A 22,819-nucleotide genomic window follows, 5' to 3' on the forward strand; every position below is an offset into this window, starting at 1 on the left:
GACTGACTGACCTGTCATTCACTTTGTAGATGTTCCGATAAAAAAAACGTTTTTTCACGTTAAAATCAAAGAACTTTTGTAGAATTTGTTAGAAAATGACATATTGTTTTCAAATACAATCTATCAAAATAGATCCCCCTCAGAAATCCTGTGGTTCCGGTCAGTAAAATTAGGAGTAGGTATGTCCAAGAGTGGCTTTGGTCAAATGTATCGCAAGCTTTCAAGTAAGATGCTTGAACTTGTGGTTACCCCGCATGTACTTGGGGAAGTACCAACGGAAGTCCCTGCTCCAGCGGCTGACCAGCAAGATCAGAAAAAGATTGTCTGCTATGTTCTGCAAAACCATTCTCGCAGTAATGCGCTGGTGGTAGATGGTGAAACCCGTCGTCTCAAATTGCCTGCTGCACTTGATCCAATGGATTTAGGTACGCGCCGGGAAAAAGCTTCGGTATTGTTCCTGCAATATCATGATGAAAGCAATCTGCTGAGCTCGCCGCCACATGCTTTTCCACCACGTCTGCTGCGTTTGATTGAAGTACTGGAACAGAATCCAGAACTGGATGTAGAACTGATTCCGGTGACCGTGCTATGGGGTCGTGAGCCAGAGAAAGAAGATTCCTGGTTCAAATTGTTATTTACCGATACCTGGTCAACACCAAGCAAGATGAAACAGCTGGTGAATATTGGTCTGCATGGTCGTCAGTCTTATCTGGAGTTCCATGAAGCACAGTCTCTGCGTGCACTGATTGATCATGCCAAAGTGACACATCCAAACCTGTCTCCAGCAACTTATATTGTCAGTACCTTGAATGACTATCTGGATGCCCAGCGAGAAGTAGTGCTGGGGCCTGACCTTTCAGATCGCCGTAATGTGATGCAGGGTCTGATCAAATCTCCAGATGTGCAGGCGGCTATCCGTAATGAAAGTATCCGCAGCAAGATCAGTGTGGATGAAGCTGAACGCCGTGCGATTGGTTATTTAAATGAAATCGTATCAGATTACTCCAACTCAACCGTACGTTTTGCCGATAAGGCCCTGACCCGTCTCTGGACTCAGCTCTATGACGGCATTGATGTACATAACTTCAGTACAGTACGTGAACTGGCGAAAGACTATGAAATTGTCTATGCACCATGTCACCGTAGTCATATCGACTACCTGTTATTATCTTATGTGATTTATCGTCGTGGTTTGATGGTGCCGTACATCGCAGCGGGTGATAACCTGAACATGCCATTTGTTGGCCAGATCTTGCGTGGCGGTGGTGCCTTCTTTATCCGCCGTACTTTCCGCGGTAATGCACTCTATACGACAGTTTTCAAAGAATATCTGTATAGCGTTCTGTCACGTAATACTCCACTGGAATACTTTATTGAAGGTGGCCGTTCACGTACCGGTCGTCTGTTACCACCAAAAACCGGCATGCTGGCAATGACCGTGCATGGTCATTTGCGTGGCAAAGCAAAGCCTATCGTATTTGTACCCACCTATATCGGCTATGAACGTCTGATGGAAGGTGCAACTTATGTAGGTGAAATGAACGGTAAGGAAAAAGAAGCGGAATCTATTTTTGGCATTCTAAAAACCTTGCGCAAGATTGAACGTATTTTCGGTAAAGTACATCTGAATTTTGGTGAGCCCGTCTTTCTGGATGACATGCTGAAACAGCATGGTGCGGATGAGATCAAGATTGAAAAGAATGATGATCCGATCCCGCCAGCAGTATCTGAAGCAGTAAATAGTTCTGCACAGGCGATTCTGGAAAATATTAACCGTGCAGCCGTCATTAACCCGGTATCCCTGTTGTCACTCATTTTATTAGCGACACCAAAACACACGCTGGATGAGGCGATTTGTATCAAACAGTTAGATACTTATCGTAATCTGCTGACGTCTTTGCCATATGATGAACGTATGCAAGTGACGCCGTTGTCAGGGAAAGAAATCATTGCCTATGCAATGAAATTGAAACTGATCAAACGCGTCAATCATGTGCTGGGCAATATTATCGCCATCGAAGATAATCAGGCGATTTTACTGACCTATTTCCGCAACAATATTGTGCATGCCTTTGTATTACCGTCACTGGTAGCCGCCCTGGTAAATCATAATGGCATTATTCGCCGTGATGATCTGGTGAATATCAGCAGTACCTTATACCCATTCCTGAAAGCTGAACTGTTCCTGAAATGGCATGAAGATGAAATCAAAGCACCAGTAAACACTTATATTGATGCCTTGATTGCAGCGAATCTAATTGCACAGGATGGTGAAAATTTGGTGGCACCTACACCAAACAGCGAAGCACATCATCAGCTAGAAGTTTTGGCTGCACCTGTCATGCAAAGTATCGAGCGCTATTACATGACGCTGGCACTGATTACCCAACGTGGTTCAGGCAATATCTCCACCCGTCAGGTTGAAGAATTAAGCCATCTGGTAGGTCAGCGTCTGTCTGTACTGTATGAATTCAATTCACCAGAATTCTTTGATAAGGCACTGTTCCAAAGCTTTATCAAAACGCTAACTCAAAAAGGTTATATCAGTACTAATGAAGACAATGCGATTGTCTTTGATGAAAGCTTCAAAAATATCGCTCAGTATGCTGATCTGGTACTGGATGAAGTAAAGCTGCAAATGCTTCATAATCTTACAGCCTTTACGGATGAAGAATTGAAAGAAGCTTTGGATGCCTTGGCAGCTGAACAAGCCAAGAAGCGTGCGAAACGGAAGAAAAAGTAAGATTATTTAAGCTCCTTCTCCCTCTGGGATGAGAAGCACTGCTCGCGAGAGGGATGAGAGAAAATGTTTAAAAACTTACCTCTCCCTAACCCTCTCCTAAAAGGAGAGGGAACTCAACTTTATTCAAGATGAGTGGCTAACTTCATCAATTCTAAATAATCCTCATAACAGTCCGGATGCTTTAACTCATATCCCATTTTTTGCATACGGGTAGCATATAGTTTCTTCCCCGTCACCTGCTCACTTTCTACCTTTAATAAAGGCAATCTCATCTGCTGCTGAAACCATTGCAGAACTTCATGCAACAGTTGTGGCTGGTTATTGGTCAAAATATATGAAGATTCAAGATGTTCCACGTGAATCATCTCAGCCATAAAACGTGACAAGTCTTCAATATGAATCCGATTCGACCAGTGCAGATTTGGATAACTGGACATAAATCGTGCCATTTTTTCCAAGCGTGCAACTGAAGCTCCATAAATCCCACTTGGGCGGATGATCGTACATTGGTCTGGATAAGCAGCTAAATAAATCTGCTCCATTTGATGCAGGACTTTGCCTTGCGGATCATTCGGATAAATTGCACTGTCATCATCCACCCGCTCTCCGGCATTCTCGCCATAGACCCGGGTGGAAGATACGACAACCAGACGTTGTATCGGATGGGATTTTAGCGCCCTAACAATTGGACCGACTGAATCCAGATAAGTCTGCTGATAAGCTTCGAGCGTACTCTGGTCAGGACTGAGCAAGACGTAGACCCAGTCAATCGGTGCAAGGCTGCTTAAATCGAGCTGATGCACATCCTGAACATGATGAGTGGCACAGGAATCTGTTTTCGCACTGCGACTGATTGTGCTAATTTGATGACCTTGCTCAAATAATTGTTTAGCTATGCGTGCGGATGTTTTACCATAACCGATAAATAAAATATGCATTCAGCACCGAATCACAAAACCTGGTTGAGGGGACATGGCTGCAGTCCATCAGTTACAAGGTGTCGGCAATGCCGCCGCCACATTACTTGAAAAATTAAATCTGTTCACAACTGATGATTTGCTCTTTCATCTGCCACGTGACTACGAAGACCGTAGCACGATCATTCCCATGAATCAATTGACTGTGGGACGTAGTTATTTGCTGGAAGGTATTGTCAAAGGCGTAGATTTTCCACCAGGTAAACGCAAGTCCATGGCCGTACTGCTGGATGATGATTGCGGCAAGGTGACCCTACGTTTCTATCATATCTATAAAGGCATTACCGACCGCTGCAAAGTTGGTGCAAGATTAAGAGTTTTTGGCGAAGTGCGTGTTGGTGCCCGTGGCCTGGAAATGTATCACCCCGAATTACAGGTCATTACTGAACATACCCCACTTCCGCAGACACAACTTACGGCAATCTATCCGGCAACTGAAGGCCTGACGCAACCCAAATTACGTGAATATATCAAGCAGGCGCTCGCCCTACACAGTGATGATCTACCGGAATTGCTACCGGCTAAATTCAGCAATGGCTATGACCTGAAGCAGGCACTGGAATATATCCATCACCCTCCAGTCGATGCCAACATGTTGCAGCTGGCACAGGGTTCCCACCCAGCCCAGCAGCGTCTGATCTTTGAGGAACTGGTCGCGCATCAGATCAGTTTACTGACCCGCCGTGCCTTTATTCAGCAGATTGAAGCGCCTGCATTTTCACCAAGTAAGCGTTATGCCAAACAGTTGCTCGCGGGTCTACCTTTTGAAATGACGGGGGCGCAAAAACGTGTTTCACGAGAAGTTGCCCATGACATGAAAGGCAACAAACCGATGTTGCGTCTGGTACAGGGCGATGTCGGTGCAGGTAAAACACTGGTTGCTGGTGTGGCGGCCTGTCATGCTCTGGAAGAAGGCTGGCAAGTGGCCCTCATGGCACCAACCGAAATTCTAGCAGAACAGCATTATTTAAATTTTAAAAAATGGTTTGAGCCACTGGGACTGACTGTTTCCTGGCTATCTGGCAAGCAAAAAGGTAAAGCCCGTACTGCGGCAGAACAAAGCATTAGAGATGGTAGTGCCAATCTGGTGGTCGGCACCCATGCCTTGTTTCAGGAAAATGTCGAGTTTGCCAAATTGGGGCTGGTAATTATTGATGAACAGCATCGCTTTGGTGTGGATCAGCGTCTGGCTCTACGCAATAAAGGGCTGGATGGTATGTCCCCACATCAACTGGTCATGACGGCGACACCAATTCCACGTACGCTTGCCATGTCTGCGTATGGCGATCTGGACACTTCAGTTATTGATGAACTGCCACCCGGTCGTACTCCGATTCAGACCGTCACTATCCCACTGGACCGCCGTGAAGAGGTACTCCAACGTATTGCCACCAACTGTGCTGAAGGTAAGCAAGCGTATTGGGTCTGTACTCTGGTCGAACAGTCGGAAACTTTAGATGCCCAAGCAGCCGAAGCCACTTTTGCCGAAATTAAGGAACGCTTCCCGGAAATCAATATCGGTCTGGTCCATGGCAAGATGAAGCCTGATGAAAAGCAGGCGGTGATGCAACAATTTAAAAATAATGAATTGCAGCTATTGATTGCCACGACCGTGATTGAGGTGGGTGTCGATGTACCGAATGCTTCTCTGATGGTGATTGAGAATGCTGAGCGTCTCGGCCTCTCACAACTGCATCAGCTGCGTGGCCGTGTTGGTCGGGGTGCCAAAGCCAGTTTCTGTGTACTCCTGTATAAGCATCCTCTTTCTCAGAATGGTCAGGAACGTTTGCGTATCATGCGGGAAACCAATGACGGCTTTATTATCGCAGAAAAGGATCTGGAACTGCGTGGTCCAGGTGAACTGCTTGGCACCAAACAAACCGGAGATATGGGTTTCCGGGTAGCCAAGCTGGAACGGGATGACCACCTGCTCAATCAGGCACATTATGTGGCGCAGCAGATGTTAAAGGATTATCCGAAACAGGCTGATGCGCTATTAAAACGCTGGTTACCTGAGGCACCACGTTATGCCTATGTCTAAGCTGATTCAGCAAGGCAAACATTGGCTGGGCAAGTTACAACCCTGCCAGCTTTGTCACAACGATTATCAAACAATTCATTCAGTATGCCAGGATTGCTGGAACCAGTTACCCTGGGCACATCAGACCATCCAGCGCCAGGAAATGCAGGTACAGATTGCCTGCCATTATGATTATCCGATGGATCGTCTGATTCAGTTGTTCAAATATGAGCAAAAGCTTTATCTGGAAAACTTGTTAGCAGGTGCGCTTATCAGTTTGAAACTTCCCAAAGTCAGCGCAGTCGTTCCGATGCCAATCTCGACAGACAAACTGGTACAGCGTGGCTATAACCAGTCCTTACTGCTGGCTAAACAGGTCGCAAAGCATCTTCAAGTTCCAGTATGGCAACCGGTGAGCCGGCTCAAACAGCATTCACAAAAAGGCTTAAGCCGCCTGGAACGGATTGAAGATATTGAAGCACAATTTCAGATTAGTACATCATCAAAATTGCGTTATCGTAAAGTACTGATTATTGATGATGTGGTAACAACTGGCAGTTCAATTCGTGCACTTAATCAGAAGCTCGAAGAACTTGGCTGCCAGCAAATTTATACAGCCTGTGTCGCAGGTGCAAAGCTTTAAATTAAGCTTGAGCCAATAGATTTGACTTCACCCATGGAATCACAATTTCTGTGGTTAACGGGGCCAGTGCTAAGTCTTGTTCATTGAGATCAATCCATTTCATCTCGGCAATCTCCGCCTCAATTGTTGGCATTTGATCCAGTTTGACCAGATATACATAACTGACCAGTTGGTGGTCAGGTTCATTCGCGGTCTTCGTTTCAAAACGACCAACAAATTGCTGTACTTCAGCCTGACAGCAGATCTCTTCCTGAATTTCACGAACAATCGTCACTTCAGGTGCTTCATTCGGTTCCAGCTTGCCACCCACCTGCATAAAGCAGCTGGTGCCTTTCTTGCGCACGACCAATAATTGCTGTGCTTCATTCAGTACAATGCCGGCGGCAACAGTAATAACGTTCATAACTACTCAAATTTAAAAATGATCAATGGGCTTATTTCACGAGATCTTGCTGATCAACCATCCCCCATTTCGCTTGCGGTGGTTGATAATTCTCAAAAGCATCCAGAATTGTTTCAATTTCTTCACTGACAATGAGTTTCTCGGTAAAACGTGCCTTGGTAAAACCCTGTTCAGTCGTGTGCTGAATAAAATGAATCAAACCGGTATAGAAGTTTTCTGCATTTAAAAATGCACATGGCTTTTCATGAATACCGAGCTGTGCCCAGGTCCATTGCTCAAAGATTTCTTCCAGTGTTCCTACACCACCCGGTATCGCAATAAAACCATCTGCCAGTTCTGACATTTTGGTTTTGCGCTCGTGCATATTTTCAACAATATGCAGTTCAGTCAGACCTGGATGGGCCAATTCACGGTCTACCAGCTGCTTTGGAATCACCCCAATCACTTGGCCGCCCGCAGCCAGAGTACTGTCCGCAACAATTCCCATCAAGCCTGAACGGCCACCACCATAGACCAGTGTTTGCTGTCTAGCTGCCAGCGTCTGGCCGACTTTTTCAGCAATCTCGGTATAAACAGGTGCGATCCCCAGTGCGGAACCACAAAAAATTGCGATAGAATTCATCATTTTTCACCATTTAGTTCTAGCTGTATCGCAAGGAATCCCTGATCGAAGCTTTTTTTGAAAAAATAACTGTTCAATCAGTGTTTTTATTCAATTCCTTGTCTAAAATACACCCATTCCAATTTACATACTGCGCAAGGGAGAAAAGACAGCATGCTTGAAGCCTTTTATGCCACAGAGCGCGGTAGCCTAGAAGATGCCACTATTAATGGCGACTTTGATTTACATCAAGATTTGGTTTGGGTTGATCTGATTGCTCCTTCACAGGAAGAGCAGCAATGGATCATGGACGCTTATGAGCAAAATCTTCCTACCCTCAAATCATTAGAAGACATTTCATCCAGTGCCCGATTCTACCGCGATGATGACGGTATTTTGCATATCAGCACTTATTTTTTAACGAAAAATAAAAACTATCAGGTCGAAGAAGATACTGAAGATCAATCCAGCATTTTAGCCACGGTGCAAACCGTCGCTTTCATTCTGCATAAAGATCGGCTGTTTACCTTGCGTGGGGAAAAACTAGTCGCGTTCCGTGCCTTTCGTGCTCGTGCGCGCCGCAATGATTATGAGATTGATTATAAGGATCCGACCTGGATTCTACTTGGCCTGCTTGAAGCCAAGCTGGATGAGCTTGCGGATATTCTGGAAGATGTGCACAAGGATCTGGAAAAATACTCAACCGAAGTCCTGAATAACCGCCATCGTGAACAGATTCTGGATCTTGATGACATGATTACCCGTCTGGCACAGCTCGAGGATATGCTTGGAAAAGCCCAGCTCTGTCTGATCGATTTACGCCGGGTACTGACCTTCCTGTCCCGTCCACGGGCGCTCGGTAGTCATATCTACGATGCGGACATTCGAGAGCTCAGTGAAGATGTACGCTCTCTGGTTGAGCATGATGCTTTCTTATTCCAGAAGGTGCGATTCCTGCTTGATACCACTTCCGGATTCATTAACACCGAACAGAATGACACGATCCGTCGATTCTCGATCTTGCCAAGTATGCTTGCGCCACCAATGCTGATTGCGAGTATCTATGGGATGAACACGGAAGTCTTACCTTTCGCACATGGCACCACCAGCTTTATCATTGTCGGGCTAATTCTGGTCGCATTCTTCATTGGACCATTGATTTACTTTAGATGGAAGAAATGGATTTGAGCGAGCTTTGAGGCACTGCTTCAAAGCAAAGCGCAAGAAATCTCTGTATTTAATTCATATCTATTTAATCCCTCGTCAACTTCTCTCTAAAAAGTGAAGAAAATTCCCCCTCCTTTTCCAAAGGAGGAGTTAGGTGAGGATTTTCACCCTCTCTTTAACTCTCCCTGAGGGAGAGAGGACTTGCAATCTATACTTAGATCTATTTGATTTTCAATATTTTTTTTAAAATCCAATCACAATAAAAAAGCACCTTTCGGTGCTTTTTCTTTTTACTGAATGATCTGTAAATCATTCTCTAGGTGACAGGACTGTATGATCTTCATCACCTTTGCAGGAACGGCTTTAAACTGCAATCCTTTGGCTTGTGGCGTCTGACGTAACCATCTGACCAATATCGCCAAAGCCAAAGTACTGCCACTTTCAAGCTCAGCCAGATTTACCACAATAGGAAAAACTGTCTGTGACTGAATTTCACGCAGCCCCTGTTCATAGTATTGCTGCGCATTGTTATAGTCGATTTTGCCTATAACATGCAGTTCCTGATTACTGAATTTGATCACAGCTCACCTATCTTATTTTTTCTTTTCAACCGCTGCTTCTGCATCTGGCTTGAAGTTTGCGATTGCTTTATCCAGATTACCGCCATTACGTTTTACAGTCGCTGCAAACTGGTTACGGAACTGTAAACCTAGATCAATACCAGACACGTTGATATTACGGATTTTCCATTGTGAACCTTTATCGGCCAACTGGAAAGAAACTGGAATTTTCTCGCCATTATTATGGAAATCAATAGTCACAACTGGATTTTTGCTACCGGTGTCTTTGTACGGACGCATGCTATAAGACTGGTTGGTATATTTGGCAAATGCTGAACCATAATTTTCAGTCAGCGTTTCACGGAAGTTACGTTCAAACTGAGCACGCTGTGCAGCAGAACTATACTGATTAGTTGCATACGTTCCCATCACAATGCGGGTAAATGCTTGTGAATCGATATATGGATCAAGATTCTGACGAATAATAGTTTTCACCAGTGCCGGATTGCTCTGCAACTTGCTATGGTCTACTTTGAGACGAGCCACCAGGTTATCTGCAACTTTCTTAATAAATGCAGGTGGTGCTTCAGCCGGTGCAGCGAAAACACCTCCGATCGCCATGGTAGATAGAATGCTTGCTGCAAGGGTTTGCTTTACTAAAATATTCACTCAAATTTCCTCAATCATTATTCAACAAATGCAGGTTCTGCATCTGTAGCTTCAGAAGTTACTGCATCAGCAGATGTCTCCTGAGTTTCGGATGACTTACTGCCTGCTCCACCTGTCACGAATTTGGTAATTAAATCTTCAATTTCCATCGTGCCCTGGGTATTGGCAATCTGATCACCACGTTTCAAATAATTCAGACCGCCGCCTGGAATAATTTTCAAATACTTTTCACCCAGCAAACCATTGGTTGCTACCATAATGTAAGCATCTTCATCAATATTGGTAATGGATGTCATGTTGTCTAAGAGTTGCTTTTCCATTGCTTTTTGTTGCGCAGGTGCCGCAGCTTCATAGTCAGTGCTGTAACGTAACTCATCTAGGGCTTCTTGCTGTACTTTCTTTAACTGTTCAGCATTAAATGATGTCAATGAACCATCTAGCGTCATATGTACAGTGGCTAATCGGGTGACTGGATCAAGTGTAATCGTATCGACCTGACCGACTTTCACACCGCTTAAAGCCACTTTGGCACGCGGCTTAATGCCATTTACATTTTCAAAAGTTGCTGTCATTTTATAGCTGTCGGCAATATTGGTTCCGACCAAACCACTGACACGCATTGCCAAGAAGAAAATTGCAATTCCAAACAAAATGACAAAAACACCAACGGCCAGCTCACTGGTACGTGATTTCATTAAACACCTCCGAACATGACCGCAGTCAACACGAAATCAAAACCTAAAACACACAACGATGAATACACCACAGTACGTGTTGTGGACGTTGCAATCCCTTCAGATGTCGGTTCACAGGCATAACCCTGATAGACCGCAATCCATGTACAAATCAATGCAAATACAAAACTTTTAATGATGGTACCGTTAAAGATATCCTTGTAGAACTGCACGGTACTTTCCATACCGCTCCAGTACGCGCCTTCATCTGCGCCAAGGAAATCTACACCGACCATTTTACCGCCCATAATCCCCACGGCAGCAAAAATTACGGACAGCATTGGCAGACTGAAAATCCCCGCCCAAAGACGTGGTGAAATGACCCTTTTTAGCGGATCAACCCCAATCATCTCCATACTGGATAACTGTTCAGTGGCTTTCATCAGACCGATTTCGGCTGTCAATGCGGAACCGGCACGACCAGCAAACAAGAGCGCTGCCACAACCGGTGCCAGTTCGCGTAATAAGGTTAGAGCTACTGCGGTACCTAACATGGCTTCACTGCCAAAGGTCGCCAGAATGGTATACATCTGCAAACCGAGAACAGCACCAATAAACAGACCCGAAACTACGATGATCAGTAAAGAGAGCACCCCAACACGGTACATCTGGTAGACAAATAGCTTAAACCCCAGCCAGGTTGGCATCGAAATCAGAATTTGCAACAGCATCAAGGTCGCAACCCCAATCCCGCGCACACGTTCTATGACGCGTCTACCCAATAAGGCAATTGCATTCATGAACGCACCTCATCACTTAAATAAGCCGCATGACTAAACTGATAATCCACAGGTCCCTCAACGGAACCCGTCAGGAACTGCTGAACAAATGCAGAAGGATGTGCTTTTAATTCTTCAGGTGTACCTTCGCCCTGGATCTTTCCTTCTGCCACTACGTAAATGTAGTCCGCAATGGATAGAGTTTCTGCTACATCATGCGAAACGATAATTGTAGTCAGGTCTAATGCTTCACGCAGGGAACGAATCAGACGTGTTAATACACCCATCACGATCGGGTCTTGCCCGGCGAATGGTTCGTCATACATGATCAGCTCTGGGTCAAGTGCAATCGCACGTGCTAGAGCCACACGACGGTTCATACCACCAGATAATTCAGAGGGCATCATCTGCTCTGCACCGCGCAGACCGACAGATTCCAGCTTGAGTGCCACGATTTCTGCGATCAAGTGCTCAGGCAATTTGGTATGTGCACGAATCGGGAAAGCGACATTTTCATAAACACTCATATCTGTGAACAAAGCACCGCTCTGGAATAACATGCCCATACGTGCACGTGCAGCAAACAGCTCACTACGTGACATGCGTGCGATATCCTTGCCATCCAGCAACACCTGTCCTTGATCTGGCGTTAGCTGTCCGCCAATAAGACGCAATAATGTAGTTTTACCGGTACCAGAAGGTCCCATAATGGCAGTGATCTGACCACGTCGAATGTTCAGGCTGACATTCTCATAAATCACACGTTCGCCTCGCTTGAAGCTCAAACCTTTCACTTCTATGAGTGATTGAGTCTCAAACGCTGTTTGATTTTTCATAGCTAAGCGTTTTCCTGCATTTTTTCAGCATGCGTACTATAAAGGATTAACTCTCTAAATGTTACCTTTTGATCGGAATGTTACAATGGCAAAAAGGCAATATCTGAATGAAAAAAATGAGAAAGCATGATTTATTTTTATAATTTTATCGCTTGCTTATATGTTCAATAATCATTCAATTATAAAAATTATAGAGAAAGAGAATGATGTTACATAAGATCAGGATCAGCGCAATATAAGGCATAATAACCTCATGGATATAACGAGCCAAGTGTGATTTTTGAGGATTAGTTATCATAACCGATTCAAATTCAGAAATGGCACACACTTTACCTAAAACTTTAAAAAAATGCATCCATAAAAAAACCAGCGTTATCGCTGGTTTTTTCTGGCTAGATTCAATTAGTCATTAAATTTGCGACGTGGACGGTCTTCACCGAACGAACGCTCACCACGTGGTTTGTCATCGAAGTTACGGCGTGGACGATCACCACCGAAATCACGTTTAGGACGGTCATCACCAAATGAACGTGCTGGACGGTCACCGAAGCCACCTTCACGACGTGGCGCCGGACGATCACCGAAATCACGTTTAGGACGATCCCCAAAACCACCCTCACGACGTGGCGCCGGACGATCACCGAAATCGCGTTTAGGACGGTCACCGAAAGAACCTTCACGACGTGGTTTGTAATCTACGCGGTTGCCACGGTTATCATCAGAACCTTCGAAACGAGGACGGTCGCCAAAATCACGTTTTGGACGGTCATCGAAAGAACGTTGCGGACGATCACCGAAACCGCCTTCACGACGTGAAGCTGGACGATCACCGAAGTCACGTTTAGGACGATCACCAAAACCGCCTTCACGACGTGGACGATCACTGTTGAAGTCACGACGTGGACGATCTTCGCCACCGAACGCAGGACGGTCGCCACGAGGTTTGTCATCGAAGCTACGACGTGGACGGTCATCACCACCATCACGACGTTTGAAGTTACCTTCACCTTCGAAACGACGACCACCGCCGAAGCCACCACGGCCACCACGGCCGCCATCACGACCACGACCACGACCAGCGCCATCACGGCTACCGCGTGCAGGAGGTGGAGATGGCTCAAGACCTTCGATTTCAGATACTTCTAAACGAGCATCTAGGTAGTCTTCAAGCGCACGGATTTTACCGCGTTCACGGTAAGTCGCTAAAGTAATCGCTTTACCAGTACGGCCCGCACGACCTGTACGACCAATACGGTGTACATAGTCCTCGTTCTTCATTGGAAGACCGAAGTTGATGACGTGAGAGATTGTTGGTACGTCTAGACCACGTGCTGCAACGTCAGTTGCAACCAGAATTTTTGCACGACCTTCACGGATACTGCGCAGACGACGGTTACGTACTGTCTGTGGCATTGCACCATGAAGCGCTACAACTGATAGACCTGCTTCAGCAAGTTCTTCAGCCAGCATATCGGTATCTTCTTGCGTAGAAGCAAATACAACTGCCTGATCAACGTCTTCTTCGTTTAACCAGTGAGTTAATAATTTTTTCTTGTGCTCAAAGCCATCAGTCCAGTGCAAAGTCTGAGTGATGTCAGTATTCGTAGAGTGACCAGTTTCGATCGCAATACGCTCTGGCTCATTCATCATGCGTTCAGCAAGCGTGATGATACGCGGTGCAAATGTAGCAGAGAACATCAAAGTCTGTTTACGGTTCGCAGCCAAGTCACCGATTGCCTCTAGGTCTTCAGAGAAACCGAGGTCTAACATACGGTCAGCTTCGTCGACGATTAACGCATCAACTTTGTCCAGTTTAATCTGGCGACGGTTAACAAGATCAAGTAAACGACCTGGTGTCGCAACTACAACTTGTGCACCTTTTAATTGTTGGATTTGTTTACCAAATGGCATACCACCCATGATTGCAGCAATACGAACACCTTTCATGTGACGTACAAATGCAATCGCATCCTGACAAACCTGTTGTGCAAGTTCACGTGTTGGTGAAATTACCAGGATATTTGGTTGAGTTACCGCTTTCATACGTTCTTTGAACGGAACGAAAGTATCTTCAGTTGCAAGGCCATTCAATGTAGGGAGAAGGAAGGCTGCAGTTTTACCAGAACCAGTCTGGCTTGACACTAGAAGGTCTTTACCTTCAAGCGCCGCAGGAATAGATTGTTCCTGTACAGGTGTAGGTGCAGTAAAGCCTAGTGCTTGTAAAGCTTGTTGTAAGGTTTCGTGTAGAGGAAAATCAGCAAAAGTTTTGCTCATAGAGTCTTTCACCCGGAAATTGGGTGCTCCATTAAAAATAAAGTCAAATGAACATCGACAAAAAGCGGTACAGCAATATACGCTGAAAATAAGAGATCATTCAGCGGCGATCCGAGTAACGACGATGTGATATAACGCACGCATGATTACGGCATAACCTGAAGGAATCGCTTTAGCGATTGGGGCGCGAGATATCGTCCTCTCTTTGGACCGCACGCGCATACACAATGATAAGAAGAGAAATGTTCAGGTAACGAACAGAAATTAAGTGCGTGCGCGGATTATAGCAGGATTTAAAATAATGTCATTAAGTTTTATTGTTATTTTGTATTAATCTAAAATTAGTTGATATTTTAACCATATTTAGCAATAAAAATATTATCCAGTCATGAAAAAGGCATCCCTTAGGATGCCTCTTATATGTTTTAAACCAAAATGTCTAAACCCGATTATTTAGCTGCCTCGCCCCATGCAGGAACAACTGCCTGCATTAAAGGTTTCAGCATTTTCATAGAGCAGGCAATGACCTGACCTTTTTCCATAGATTCGCTGCCACCACGTGCATCAACCACTGTACCGCCCGCTTCTTTCACAATCAGTTCACCAGCAGCGATATCCCAAGGTTTCAAACCAAGTTCAAAGTAACCGTCTAAACGACCTGCCGCAACATAAGCCAGATCCAGTGCAGCAGAACCTGCACGGCGGTATTGCGCACCTGCTTCAGTAACGTTTAATAATGATTCGAAATGGTTTTTCGCATAAGACACCACTTCACCGCCACGTTGAGCACGGTAAGCATGACCGACTGCCAGGAAAGAATTCTGCAAGTTGTCTTTCACATTTACACGGATACGACGCTGGTTCAGCATCGCGCCACGACCACGACTTGCAGAGAATAGCTCGTCTTTCACAGGGTCATAAATAACACCGTGTTGGGTTACGCCTTTGTGCTGAACAGCAATAGAGATACAGAAATGCGGGAAACCGTTGATGAAGTTCAGTGTACCGTCAAGAGGATCAATCACCCAACACCATTCAGCGTCGTGACCTTTACCTTCTTGCAGACCAAACTCTTCACCAAGGAAGCTGTGATTTTTATAACTTTTACGCAGCGTATCGATAGTCAGTTGCTCCAGATAACGGTCAACACGCGTTACAGGACCATCAATGCCTTTTTCTTCGACTTGTAGATCGAGTTTATGACGATTTTGATGCGCTTTTAAAAGCTCTTGACCAACTAATTGAGCCGCACGCGCAGCCATCACCACCATAGGTTCCATTGAACACCCACTACAAATTTGAAGATATTGATAAAGAATAATGCATAAAAGCCCCTACATTTTAGCAAATATAAGGGCTTTTTGGGAAAAAAATGTGTCTAAAATTTTGAAGACGTTGTTTCAGACTGGCTGGGTAAGTGAAGACCAGGCCTGATTCATTGACTTTTCAATGCCTTGAGCATCAAGTCCTGCCTGTTGCAGCATCTGTGCATGGGTCGCTTGCGCCATAAAGGTATCAGCAAGACCAAGATTTAAAATTGGTTTTACGATCTGCGCTTCAGCCAGATATTCATTGACTGCACTGCCCGCACCTGCCATCACTGCATGTTCTTCGACCGTCACGAACAGAGTGGTACTTTGCGAGATATTATCCAGCATTTGGGTATCCAGTGGTTTGATGAAACGCATATTCACCACACGTACTGCCACATCATGTTTTGCAGCAAAGGCTTGGGCTGCATCGATAGCGGCCTGCACTCGGCTACCAAATGCCAGTACAGAGATATAGTCATCATGCTGACCATTAAAGCTCGCTACGATTTCAGCCTGACCCATTGGTAATTCAACCATGTCTTGCTGAATCTCAACACCCAGACCACTCCCACGCGGATAACGTACTGCTGCCGGACCTTTATAGAGATACGCAGTATGTAGCATTTGGCGACATTCATTTTCGTCTTTTGGCGCCATGATCACCAGGTTTGGAATAGTACGCATATAAGCATAGTCATATGCTCCAGCATGAGTCGGACCATCTTCACCAACCAGACCAGCACGATCGATAGCAAACGTCACATCCAGATTTTGTAGCGCCACATCATGGACTAGTTGGTCATAGCCACGTTGCAAAAACGTTGAATAAATCGCTACAACTGGCTTCAGACCTTCACAGGCCATACCCGCTGCTAACGTTACCGCATGCTGTTCTGCAATCGCGACATCAAAGAAACGCTCAGGATATTGCTTAGCAAATTCTACCATGCCTGAGCCTTCACACATGGCTGGGGTAATGGCCAGCAAGCGGTCATCTTTCGCCGCTTCATCGCACAGCCACTGACCAAAGACATCAGAATATTTTGGTGCTGGATTTGCAGTAGATCCTGCATTTAAACGACTAATCGCGTGATATTTAATTTGTTCTGCTTCTGCCGGAGCAAAGCCTTTGCCTTTTTTGGTATAGACATGAATCAGGCGTGGACCTTTACGCTTTTTCAATGCATTAAACACATGCACCAATTGATTCAGATCATGGCCATCATAAGGACCAAAATAATCAAAACCAATTGCCTTAAACAGGTTATCGGCAGCATCAGTCGCAGCACAATGCAGACGTGAGTTATACACCCATTCTGGATGCGGCTGAACGAAGGCTTCACCCTCTTCAGTAATATTCACCGACTCACCACGTTCCCACAGTGCAGCGAGATGCTTGGCAAAACCACCAGTGCTGCAGGAAATCGACATGTCATTATCATTCAGCACCACCATCAGATCTGCATTGTGCGCGACGGCGTCATTCATGGCTTCAAAGGCCATACCTGCCGTCATTGCACCATCACCAATAATGGACACCACTTCACATGGATTCTTTTGATAGCGACGCGCCAAGGCCATGCCCAAGCCTGCTGAAATCGCAGTAGAAGAATGCCCTACCCCGAAAGTATCAAATTCAGATTCATCACGCGCCGGGAATGCGGCCAAGCCATCTTTAGCACGAATCGTGGTTAATTGCTCACGGCGACCAGTTAAGGCTTTATGCGGATATGCCTGATGACCTACATCCCAGATCAGGCGGTCGTCTGGGGTATTGAAGCAGTAGTGCAAAGCCACAGTCAGCTCAATCACTCCCAGATTGGCACCAAAATGCCCACCACTTTGTCCTGCAGCATACAAAATGTACTGACGTAACTCATCGGCCACCTGCTCAAGCTGATTTTGCTCAAGTGAACGCAATTGCTCTGGATGATCGATCGCATCAAGCAACGGTGTTACAGGGCGTTGAGTTGGTATTTCTGTATACAGCATAAATGGCAAAGCCTTCAAAAGCCTGGCAAATCCTAAGCTAGGTCTGTCTATGGGGAGTCCCGATCATATAGTCGAATTGTAGCAGCTTCAATTGACTAAAGCTGTTAACGGCGCAATATTAAACAATGAGCTTGATCAGGGTAAAATTTGCAGAATACGATTATCCTGAATAATCTTACTGTTTATCAACTATTATCGTTCGCTTTATACAAAAAAGAAAATGTTCTCCAGAAAATCATCTATGCAACCCTACTAATGTCCAATCATTACGCTATACTTTGAGCAATTTCAGGATTTAACGGGTTCAGCTGTGCCTATCGAGTTTGTCGCAACATCAAGATTACCTACCGCTCATGGTGAATTTAAAATTACTGTTTTTCAAGACCCTAAGACTGGCGAAGAACATGTCGCGTTATCTAAAGGACTGGAAGAATCGAGTGATGAACCCGTGCTGGTACGTGTACATTCTGAGTGTTTGACGGGTGATGCTTTTGCCTCACTGAAATGTGATTGTGGACCGCAACTTCAGGCGACACAAAAGCTGATTAATGAAGTCGGTCGTGGTGTGATTCTGTATTTGCGTCAGGAAGGCCGCGGGATTGGTTTGACCAATAAAATCCGTGCCTATGCCCTGCAGGATCAAGGTCATGACACCGTAGATGCCAACCTGATGCTGAACCTGCCAGCCGATGCACGCCAATACGATATGTGTAGCATCATGCTGGATCATTTAGGTATAAAAGCAGTACGTTTGATTACCAACAACCCTACAAAAATCAATGCACTTAAAGATTTGGGTATTAATGTGGTGGATCGTGTACCGCTGACGGTTGGTCTAAATCCATTTAATGAACAGTATCTTAAGACCAAGCATGAACGTATGGCGCATCTGTATCGGAAGGATGATTTTTGATTTTTATTTAATCTCCCCTAACCCCTCTTTGAAAAAGAGGGGGAAACTCCTTCATTTTAGTAAGAATCGGAAGCCTCCCTGAGCGAGACTTAAGTATTGCTTTAAGTCGAAGTGCAAGAAAGAGAGGTTTGGTGGGATTCTAAATCGTCATCGAAAAAATCCGATTCTCCGGCATCTTGCGCTTGAGTCTCAGGTCAAAAGCCATACAGATATTACGTACAAAAGGTTTCCCTTTCTCCAAAATTGTGACTGATGAGTCTGCAATTTTAATTAACTGATCCTGTGATATTTCTTTGAGCTGTTCTAGTACTGCGTCAATTTCAGCAAATTGCATGTGCTCATCTGCCCAGGAAGTGGTGAAACTGCACATCAGATTCAGGATATGCTTACGGATGATTAAATCTTCCTGACTTAATACATGCCCTTTAACGACTGGAATCTCATTCTGTTCCAGACATTCATAATATTCTTCAATGGTTTTTACATTCTGGGCAAAGCTGTACCAGCTATCACTGATTGATGAAATCCCTAGCCCGATCATGACTTGGGTTTTAGATGCGGTATACCCCATAAAGTTACGGTGCAAAGACCCTTCCTTAAAAGCCTGATACATGCTGTCACTTTCTAGCGCAAAATGATCCATGCCAATTTCATGGTAGCCATGTGCCAACAGTTTCTTCTTGCCTTCTTCATAGCACTGACGCTTGATTTCATCTTTAGGCACATCGGCATCTTTAAAACCGCGCTGGCCATTGCCCTTGATCCATGGCACATGGGCATAGCTATATAAGGCTAAACGGTCCGGCATTAAGGTATTGGTTTGACCAATAGTATTGAGTACATCATCTAGGCTCTGAAATGGTAAGCCAAAGACCAGATCATGCGAAATCGAGGTGTAACCTATTTCACGCGCCCATTCGGTGACCTGTTTGACATTTTCATAAGGCTGAATGCGGTGAATGGCTTTCTGCACAGTTTCATTATAGTCCTGCACGCCATAGCTGACCCGGCGAAAGCCCATGTCATATAAGCCTTGCAGATGCTCACGCGTGGTATTGTTTGGATGGCCTTCAAAGCTGAATTCATGCTCAGACGCTATTTCAGCCTTAGCCAAGATACCTTTAATCAGTTGAGTTAAGTGCTCAATCGAGAAAAAAGTCGGTGTACCACCACCAAGATGGATTTCCTTGATCATTGGCTTTTCTTCCAATAATTCACAGTACAGATCCCATTCCTTCAGCACCGCCTGAATATAGGGTTGCTCAACTTCATGCCGTTTGGTGACACGTTTATGGCATCCACAGAAAGTGCACAGGCTTTCACAAAAGGGCAGATGGATATATAGACTGATGCCTTCTTTCTGATTCGATTCAGCAAAAGAGCGCTTTAAAGTCTGTTTCCACTGTTTCAGAGAAAAGTACTGTTCTTCCCAATACGGTACAGTTGGATAACTGGTATAGCGTGGACCTGGGACATTGTATTTTTGAATGAGGGAAGTAGCCTGAACCGACATAATATCCACCTATGACCATTGAAAATTTACCCAAGCATGGGCCATCTAAAGCTATTGTGTGGGGCTCGGAAAAAGAATTCAACCTAGCATCTCGGTCGGATTTAATACGCTACCCTGCTTTAATTTACTGGAACAGAAAGTCTTTTTAGATCATCAGTATCGGCAAATACATCTTAATTTTTATGCCATTTTATGCTTTGATGTAGAAAGTCTTTCTTTCTCCCCATGAGGGCTTTGATGCAGCATCCAACTTCTGCGGATATTCAACGCGTACGCGAATTCCTCCTCGACTTACAGACGCGCATCTGTGCGGCTCTCGAACAACAAGAACGTGCTGGTAGTGGCTCAGCTGAGTTTATCATTGATGACTGGGAGCGACCTGAAGGTGGGGGTGGCCGTTCACGTGTGCTGCAAAATGGGACAGTGATTGAAAAAGGCGGGGTGATGTTCTCGCACATCAATATTTCTAAACTACCGGCTTCAGCCACTGAACGTCATCCACAAATTGCCGGGGCTAAGGCACAGGCGATGGGCGTCTCACTGGTGATCCATCCCAAAAATCCCAATGTGCCGACCTCACATGCCAATGTGCGCCTATTTGTTGCTGAAAAAGAAGGTCAAGATCCGATCTGGTGGTTTGGCGGTGGTTTTGACCTGACACCGTTCTATCCGAATGATGAAGATGTGCTTTCATGGCATCAGACGGCGCATGACCTGTGTGCGCCATTTGGCGAAAAAGTTTATGCACAGCATAAAAAATGGTGTGATGATTATTTCTACTTAAAGCACCGTGATGAACAGCGCGGTGTCGGTGGCCTGTTCTTTGATGACCTGAACCAATGGGATTTTGAAACCTGTTTTAAATACATGCAGGCGGTAGGCAATGGTTACTTAGATGCCATCATTCCGATTTTCCAGCGCAATCAGAACAAACCTTATAGCGAAGCACAGCGTGAGTTTCAACTGTATCGTCGTGGTCGTTATGTTGAATATAATCTGGTCTATGACCGTGGCACTTTGTTTGGCTTACAGACCGGTGGCCGGATCGAGTCCATTCTAGTGAGTCTGCCCCCACTCACTGGCTGGTCTTATCGTCCGGAATGGGCCGAAGGTTCACCAGAGAAACAACTCACCGATTATTATCTAAAGCCACGAGATTGGCTGCAAGAGTTAAAGAAGTAGGTGTACGCTTAACCAAAATGCTCTCACTTTGAGGGCATTTTTTATAAAACTGTTCCAATTATTTTTTGCTTACAATACCTCTAATTTTTTTCTCCTGAAAACTTCATGCAATTAATTCGTTCCCAAATTTACAAAACTAATTCTTCAAGAATATTAATTTGAACGAAAAATTTTCCTATAAACATTTAGAAACTTTTCTTTATATAAATAAGCAGAAATGTCCTCACTTCGTCACAAGCTCTGCTGTATAGTAAAATCTTAAAAAATATTGGGTAAAAATATATGCAGCTACGACATTTCAAAAGTCATGTGCTGATGATGTGGGTATTTCTGGCCGTTACAGTCAGTGCAATTACCACAACATTCTTAACCAAGGATCTTATCTTGGACAGTCTGGCAATCAGTGTCAGCATTATTATGATTATCGGTATTATCTTAAGTGGTGCCCTGCTTCTGACTGAACGCATTATTAAAACCTGTAATTCCTAAAATAAGCCCCTAGAATTAGACCTTTCAATACTTTAGTCCCTACCTGTTTTCACGTATATTGTTGAGCATTTCAGCACATGGACACTGTGAAATGAGCAAACAATTTGCTGTTGTTGGCAACCCGATTGAACAATCACGTTCTCCAGAATTGCATCATGCATTTGCCGCTAAAACCGGTATTGATCTCACCTATAGTAAACGTCTGGCTCCGCTGGATGGCTTTGAAGCCAATATTCAGGACTTCTTTGCCCAAGGCGGTATCGGTATGAATGTCACGGTCCCGTTTAAAGAACAAGCTTATGCTCAGTGTCAAGTGCTGACTGAACGCGCTCGTATTGCCGGTGCAGTAAATACACTATGGATGGAAAATGGCGTCCTGCATGGTGATAATACCGATGGTCAAGGTCTGGTTGAAGCTATTCGTGCTTTAGACTGGAACCTGGAAAATACCGATATTCTGATTATTGGCGCTGGTGGTGCGACTCGTGGCGTGATCTATCCACTGGTACAGGCAGGTGTGAAGAAAATTGTCATTGCCAATCGTACCCTCACCCGTGCCGAACAGCTGATTGCGGATTTAAAAGATGCAGTACCACAAGCTGAACTGCAAGCGATTGCCTTGACTGATCTGGCGGGTGAGTTCGATCTTATTATCAATGCAACTTCTGCCAGCTTGAGTGGTGATGCCTTAATCCTGCCGGAAGCACTGCAGTTTAAACACGCATATGAAATGGCCTATGGCAAACCATCTACTTTTCTAGATCAAGCCCGTGCGCGTGGTGTTCCTAGCGCTGAAGGTTTTGGCATGCTGGTCGGTCAAGCGATTGAATCTTTCGCGATCTGGAATGGGGTCAAGCCACAGCTCAAAGATTTCCTTTAAGCTCGTTTAAGCTTTTAATATGATTCAAGAGTCTCTACGGAGGCTCTTTTGATTTTCCGACAGAAGGCAATATACAGAGCAATAAGTGGATTTAATGACAGCACTTCTGTTTATTTTCGAACAATAACATTTGTGTACAATTCACCCAAAAAATCACCTAGACAAACAGAATAATTATCTATTAAAGTCGT

At 44.9% G+C, this 22,819-nt stretch carries 20 protein-coding genes; 8 read left to right on the top strand and 12 right to left on the bottom strand.

Annotated elements, in window-relative coordinates; translation table 11 throughout:
• Positions 1 to 181 precede the first annotated feature (181 nt).
• The gene (plsB, locus tag HADU_RS01720) at positions 182 to 2,743 is read left to right on the top strand and encodes a glycerol-3-phosphate 1-O-acyltransferase PlsB (protein WP_008303010.1); all 2,562 of its coding nucleotides are present in this window, start codon (positions 182 to 184) and stop codon (positions 2,741 to 2,743) included.
• A gap of 119 nt (positions 2,744 to 2,862) precedes the next feature.
• Here plsB and HADU_RS01725 read toward each other — a convergent pair whose 3' ends face one another.
• Complete coding sequence (locus tag HADU_RS01725; protein WP_008303013.1) at positions 2,863 to 3,681, bottom strand: NAD-dependent epimerase/dehydratase family protein; 819 nt, start codon at positions 3,679 to 3,681, stop codon at positions 2,863 to 2,865.
• Positions 3,682 to 3,715: 34 nt separating this feature from the next.
• On the opposite strand from HADU_RS01725, the gene recG reads away from it, so the two are divergent.
• Together recG and HADU_RS01735 are read left to right on the top strand one after the other, a co-directional pair.
• Entirely contained in the window at positions 3,716 to 5,761 is a 2,046-nt protein-coding gene (gene recG / locus HADU_RS01730; RefSeq protein WP_008303014.1) for an ATP-dependent DNA helicase RecG, read from the top strand.
• Positions 5,748 to 6,383 (top strand): ComF family protein, encoded by a 636-nt coding sequence (locus HADU_RS01735; RefSeq protein ID WP_004809839.1) that lies wholly within the window; start codon positions 5,748 to 5,750, stop codon positions 6,381 to 6,383. Before recG ends, HADU_RS01735 begins: the two co-directional genes overlap by 14 nt.
• A gap of 1 nt (position 6,384) precedes the next feature.
• Here HADU_RS01735 and HADU_RS01740 read toward each other — a convergent pair whose 3' ends face one another.
• Together HADU_RS01740 and HADU_RS01745 are read right to left on the bottom strand one after the other, a co-directional pair.
• Complete coding sequence (locus HADU_RS01740; RefSeq protein ID WP_004809841.1) at positions 6,385 to 6,786, bottom strand: NUDIX hydrolase; 402 nt, start codon at positions 6,784 to 6,786, stop codon at positions 6,385 to 6,387.
• Between the two features lie 31 nt (positions 6,787 to 6,817).
• Positions 6,818 to 7,408, bottom strand: a complete 591-nt coding sequence (locus HADU_RS01745) for a TIGR00730 family Rossman fold protein (protein WP_008303018.1) — start codon at positions 7,406 to 7,408, stop codon at positions 6,818 to 6,820.
• Between the two features lie 153 nt (positions 7,409 to 7,561).
• Between HADU_RS01745 and HADU_RS01750 the strand changes: the two genes are divergently transcribed.
• Complete coding sequence (locus tag HADU_RS01750; protein ID WP_004809844.1) at positions 7,562 to 8,575, top strand: CorA family divalent cation transporter; 1,014 nt, start codon at positions 7,562 to 7,564, stop codon at positions 8,573 to 8,575.
• A 269-nt stretch (positions 8,576 to 8,844) separates the two neighbouring features.
• On the opposite strand, the gene HADU_RS01755 is transcribed toward HADU_RS01750, so the two are convergent.
• From HADU_RS01755 to dxs, 8 genes are all read right to left on the bottom strand, one after another.
• Entirely contained in the window at positions 8,845 to 9,135 is a 291-nt protein-coding gene (locus HADU_RS01755) for an STAS domain-containing protein (RefSeq protein ID WP_008303021.1), read from the bottom strand.
• A 12-nt stretch (positions 9,136 to 9,147) separates the two neighbouring features.
• On the bottom strand, positions 9,148 to 9,783 hold the full coding sequence (locus HADU_RS01760) for a phospholipid-binding protein MlaC (protein ID WP_008303023.1): 636 nt from the start codon (positions 9,781 to 9,783) through the stop codon (positions 9,148 to 9,150).
• Positions 9,784 to 9,800: 17 nt separating this feature from the next.
• The gene (locus tag HADU_RS01765; protein ID WP_008303024.1) at positions 9,801 to 10,478 is read right to left on the bottom strand and encodes an outer membrane lipid asymmetry maintenance protein MlaD; all 678 of its coding nucleotides are present in this window, start codon (positions 10,476 to 10,478) and stop codon (positions 9,801 to 9,803) included.
• Complete coding sequence (gene mlaE / locus HADU_RS01770) at positions 10,478 to 11,257, bottom strand: lipid asymmetry maintenance ABC transporter permease subunit MlaE (protein ID WP_004809853.1); 780 nt, start codon at positions 11,255 to 11,257, stop codon at positions 10,478 to 10,480. Before mlaE ends, HADU_RS01765 begins: the two co-directional genes overlap by 1 nt.
• Complete coding sequence (locus HADU_RS01775; RefSeq protein WP_004809856.1) at positions 11,254 to 12,072, bottom strand: ABC transporter ATP-binding protein; 819 nt, start codon at positions 12,070 to 12,072, stop codon at positions 11,254 to 11,256. The genes mlaE and HADU_RS01775 overlap by 4 nt, the downstream gene beginning before the upstream one ends.
• A gap of 402 nt (positions 12,073 to 12,474) precedes the next feature.
• Positions 12,475 to 14,346, bottom strand: coding sequence for a DEAD/DEAH box helicase (locus HADU_RS01785; protein ID WP_008303027.1), 1,872 nt, complete (start codon positions 14,344 to 14,346; stop codon positions 12,475 to 12,477).
• Positions 14,347 to 14,795: 449 nt separating this feature from the next.
• Entirely contained in the window at positions 14,796 to 15,626 is an 831-nt protein-coding gene (locus HADU_RS01790; protein WP_004809859.1) for an inositol monophosphatase family protein, read from the bottom strand.
• 120 nt (positions 15,627 to 15,746) lie between these two features.
• Positions 15,747 to 17,651 carry a 1-deoxy-D-xylulose-5-phosphate synthase gene (gene dxs, locus HADU_RS01795; protein ID WP_008303030.1) on the bottom strand — a complete coding sequence of 635 codons (1,905 nt, stop codon included), beginning with the start codon at positions 17,649 to 17,651 and terminating at the stop codon, positions 15,747 to 15,749.
• A gap of 310 nt (positions 17,652 to 17,961) precedes the next feature.
• Between dxs and ribA the strand changes: the two genes are divergently transcribed.
• Complete coding sequence (gene ribA / locus HADU_RS01800) at positions 17,962 to 18,564, top strand: GTP cyclohydrolase II (protein WP_004809863.1); 603 nt, start codon at positions 17,962 to 17,964, stop codon at positions 18,562 to 18,564.
• 139 nt (positions 18,565 to 18,703) lie between these two features.
• On the opposite strand, the gene hemN is transcribed toward ribA, so the two are convergent.
• Entirely contained in the window at positions 18,704 to 20,077 is a 1,374-nt protein-coding gene (hemN, locus tag HADU_RS01805) for an oxygen-independent coproporphyrinogen III oxidase (protein WP_008303032.1), read from the bottom strand.
• A gap of 237 nt (positions 20,078 to 20,314) precedes the next feature.
• Between hemN and hemF the strand changes: the two genes are divergently transcribed.
• From hemF to aroE, 3 genes are all read left to right on the top strand, one after another.
• Positions 20,315 to 21,259 (top strand): oxygen-dependent coproporphyrinogen oxidase, encoded by a 945-nt coding sequence (gene hemF / locus HADU_RS01810; RefSeq protein WP_008303034.1) that lies wholly within the window; start codon positions 20,315 to 20,317, stop codon positions 21,257 to 21,259.
• A gap of 282 nt (positions 21,260 to 21,541) precedes the next feature.
• Positions 21,542 to 21,748 carry a hypothetical protein gene (locus tag HADU_RS01815; protein ID WP_004809869.1) on the top strand — a complete coding sequence of 69 codons (207 nt, stop codon included), beginning with the start codon at positions 21,542 to 21,544 and terminating at the stop codon, positions 21,746 to 21,748.
• Positions 21,749 to 21,839: 91 nt separating this feature from the next.
• Positions 21,840 to 22,628 (top strand): shikimate dehydrogenase, encoded by a 789-nt coding sequence (gene aroE / locus HADU_RS01820; RefSeq protein WP_008303037.1) that lies wholly within the window; start codon positions 21,840 to 21,842, stop codon positions 22,626 to 22,628.
• Positions 22,629 to 22,819 lie beyond the last annotated feature (191 nt).

This window comes from Acinetobacter sp. HA, from assembly GCF_000264725.1.
GTDB lineage: Bacteria > Pseudomonadota > Gammaproteobacteria > Pseudomonadales > Moraxellaceae > Acinetobacter > Acinetobacter schindleri.

Coding starts and splice junctions, on each gene's coding strand:
- plsB (WP_008303010.1), top strand. CDS start 182: ATGTCCAAGAGTGGCTTTGGTCAAATGTATCGCAAGCTTTCAAGTAAG.
- HADU_RS01725 (WP_008303013.1), bottom strand. CDS start 3,681: ATGCATATTTTATTTATCGGTTATGGTAAAACATCCGCACGCATAGCT.
- recG (WP_008303014.1), top strand. CDS start 3,716: ATGGCTGCAGTCCATCAGTTACAAGGTGTCGGCAATGCCGCCGCCACA.
- HADU_RS01735 (WP_004809839.1), top strand. CDS start 5,748: ATGCCTATGTCTAAGCTGATTCAGCAAGGCAAACATTGGCTGGGCAAG.
- HADU_RS01740 (WP_004809841.1), bottom strand. CDS start 6,786: ATGAACGTTATTACTGTTGCCGCCGGCATTGTACTGAATGAAGCACAG.
- HADU_RS01745 (WP_008303018.1), bottom strand. CDS start 7,408: ATGAATTCTATCGCAATTTTTTGTGGTTCCGCACTGGGGATCGCACCT.
- HADU_RS01750 (WP_004809844.1), top strand. CDS start 7,562: ATGCTTGAAGCCTTTTATGCCACAGAGCGCGGTAGCCTAGAAGATGCC.
- HADU_RS01765 (WP_008303024.1), bottom strand. CDS start 10,478: ATGAAATCACGTACCAGTGAGCTGGCCGTTGGTGTTTTTGTCATTTTG.
- mlaE (WP_004809853.1), bottom strand. CDS start 11,257: ATGAATGCAATTGCCTTATTGGGTAGACGCGTCATAGAACGTGTGCGC.
- HADU_RS01775 (WP_004809856.1), bottom strand. CDS start 12,072: ATGAAAAATCAAACAGCGTTTGAGACTCAATCACTCATAGAAGTGAAA.
- HADU_RS01785 (WP_008303027.1), bottom strand. CDS start 14,346: ATGAGCAAAACTTTTGCTGATTTTCCTCTACACGAAACCTTACAACAA.
- HADU_RS01790 (WP_004809859.1), bottom strand. CDS start 15,626: ATGGAACCTATGGTGGTGATGGCTGCGCGTGCGGCTCAATTAGTTGGT.
- dxs (WP_008303030.1), bottom strand. CDS start 17,651: ATGCTGTATACAGAAATACCAACTCAACGCCCTGTAACACCGTTGCTT.
- hemN (WP_008303032.1), bottom strand. CDS start 20,077: ATGTCGGTTCAGGCTACTTCCCTCATTCAAAAATACAATGTCCCAGGT.
- hemF (WP_008303034.1), top strand. CDS start 20,315: ATGCAGCATCCAACTTCTGCGGATATTCAACGCGTACGCGAATTCCTC.
- HADU_RS01815 (WP_004809869.1), top strand. CDS start 21,542: ATGCAGCTACGACATTTCAAAAGTCATGTGCTGATGATGTGGGTATTT.
- aroE (WP_008303037.1), top strand. CDS start 21,840: ATGAGCAAACAATTTGCTGTTGTTGGCAACCCGATTGAACAATCACGT.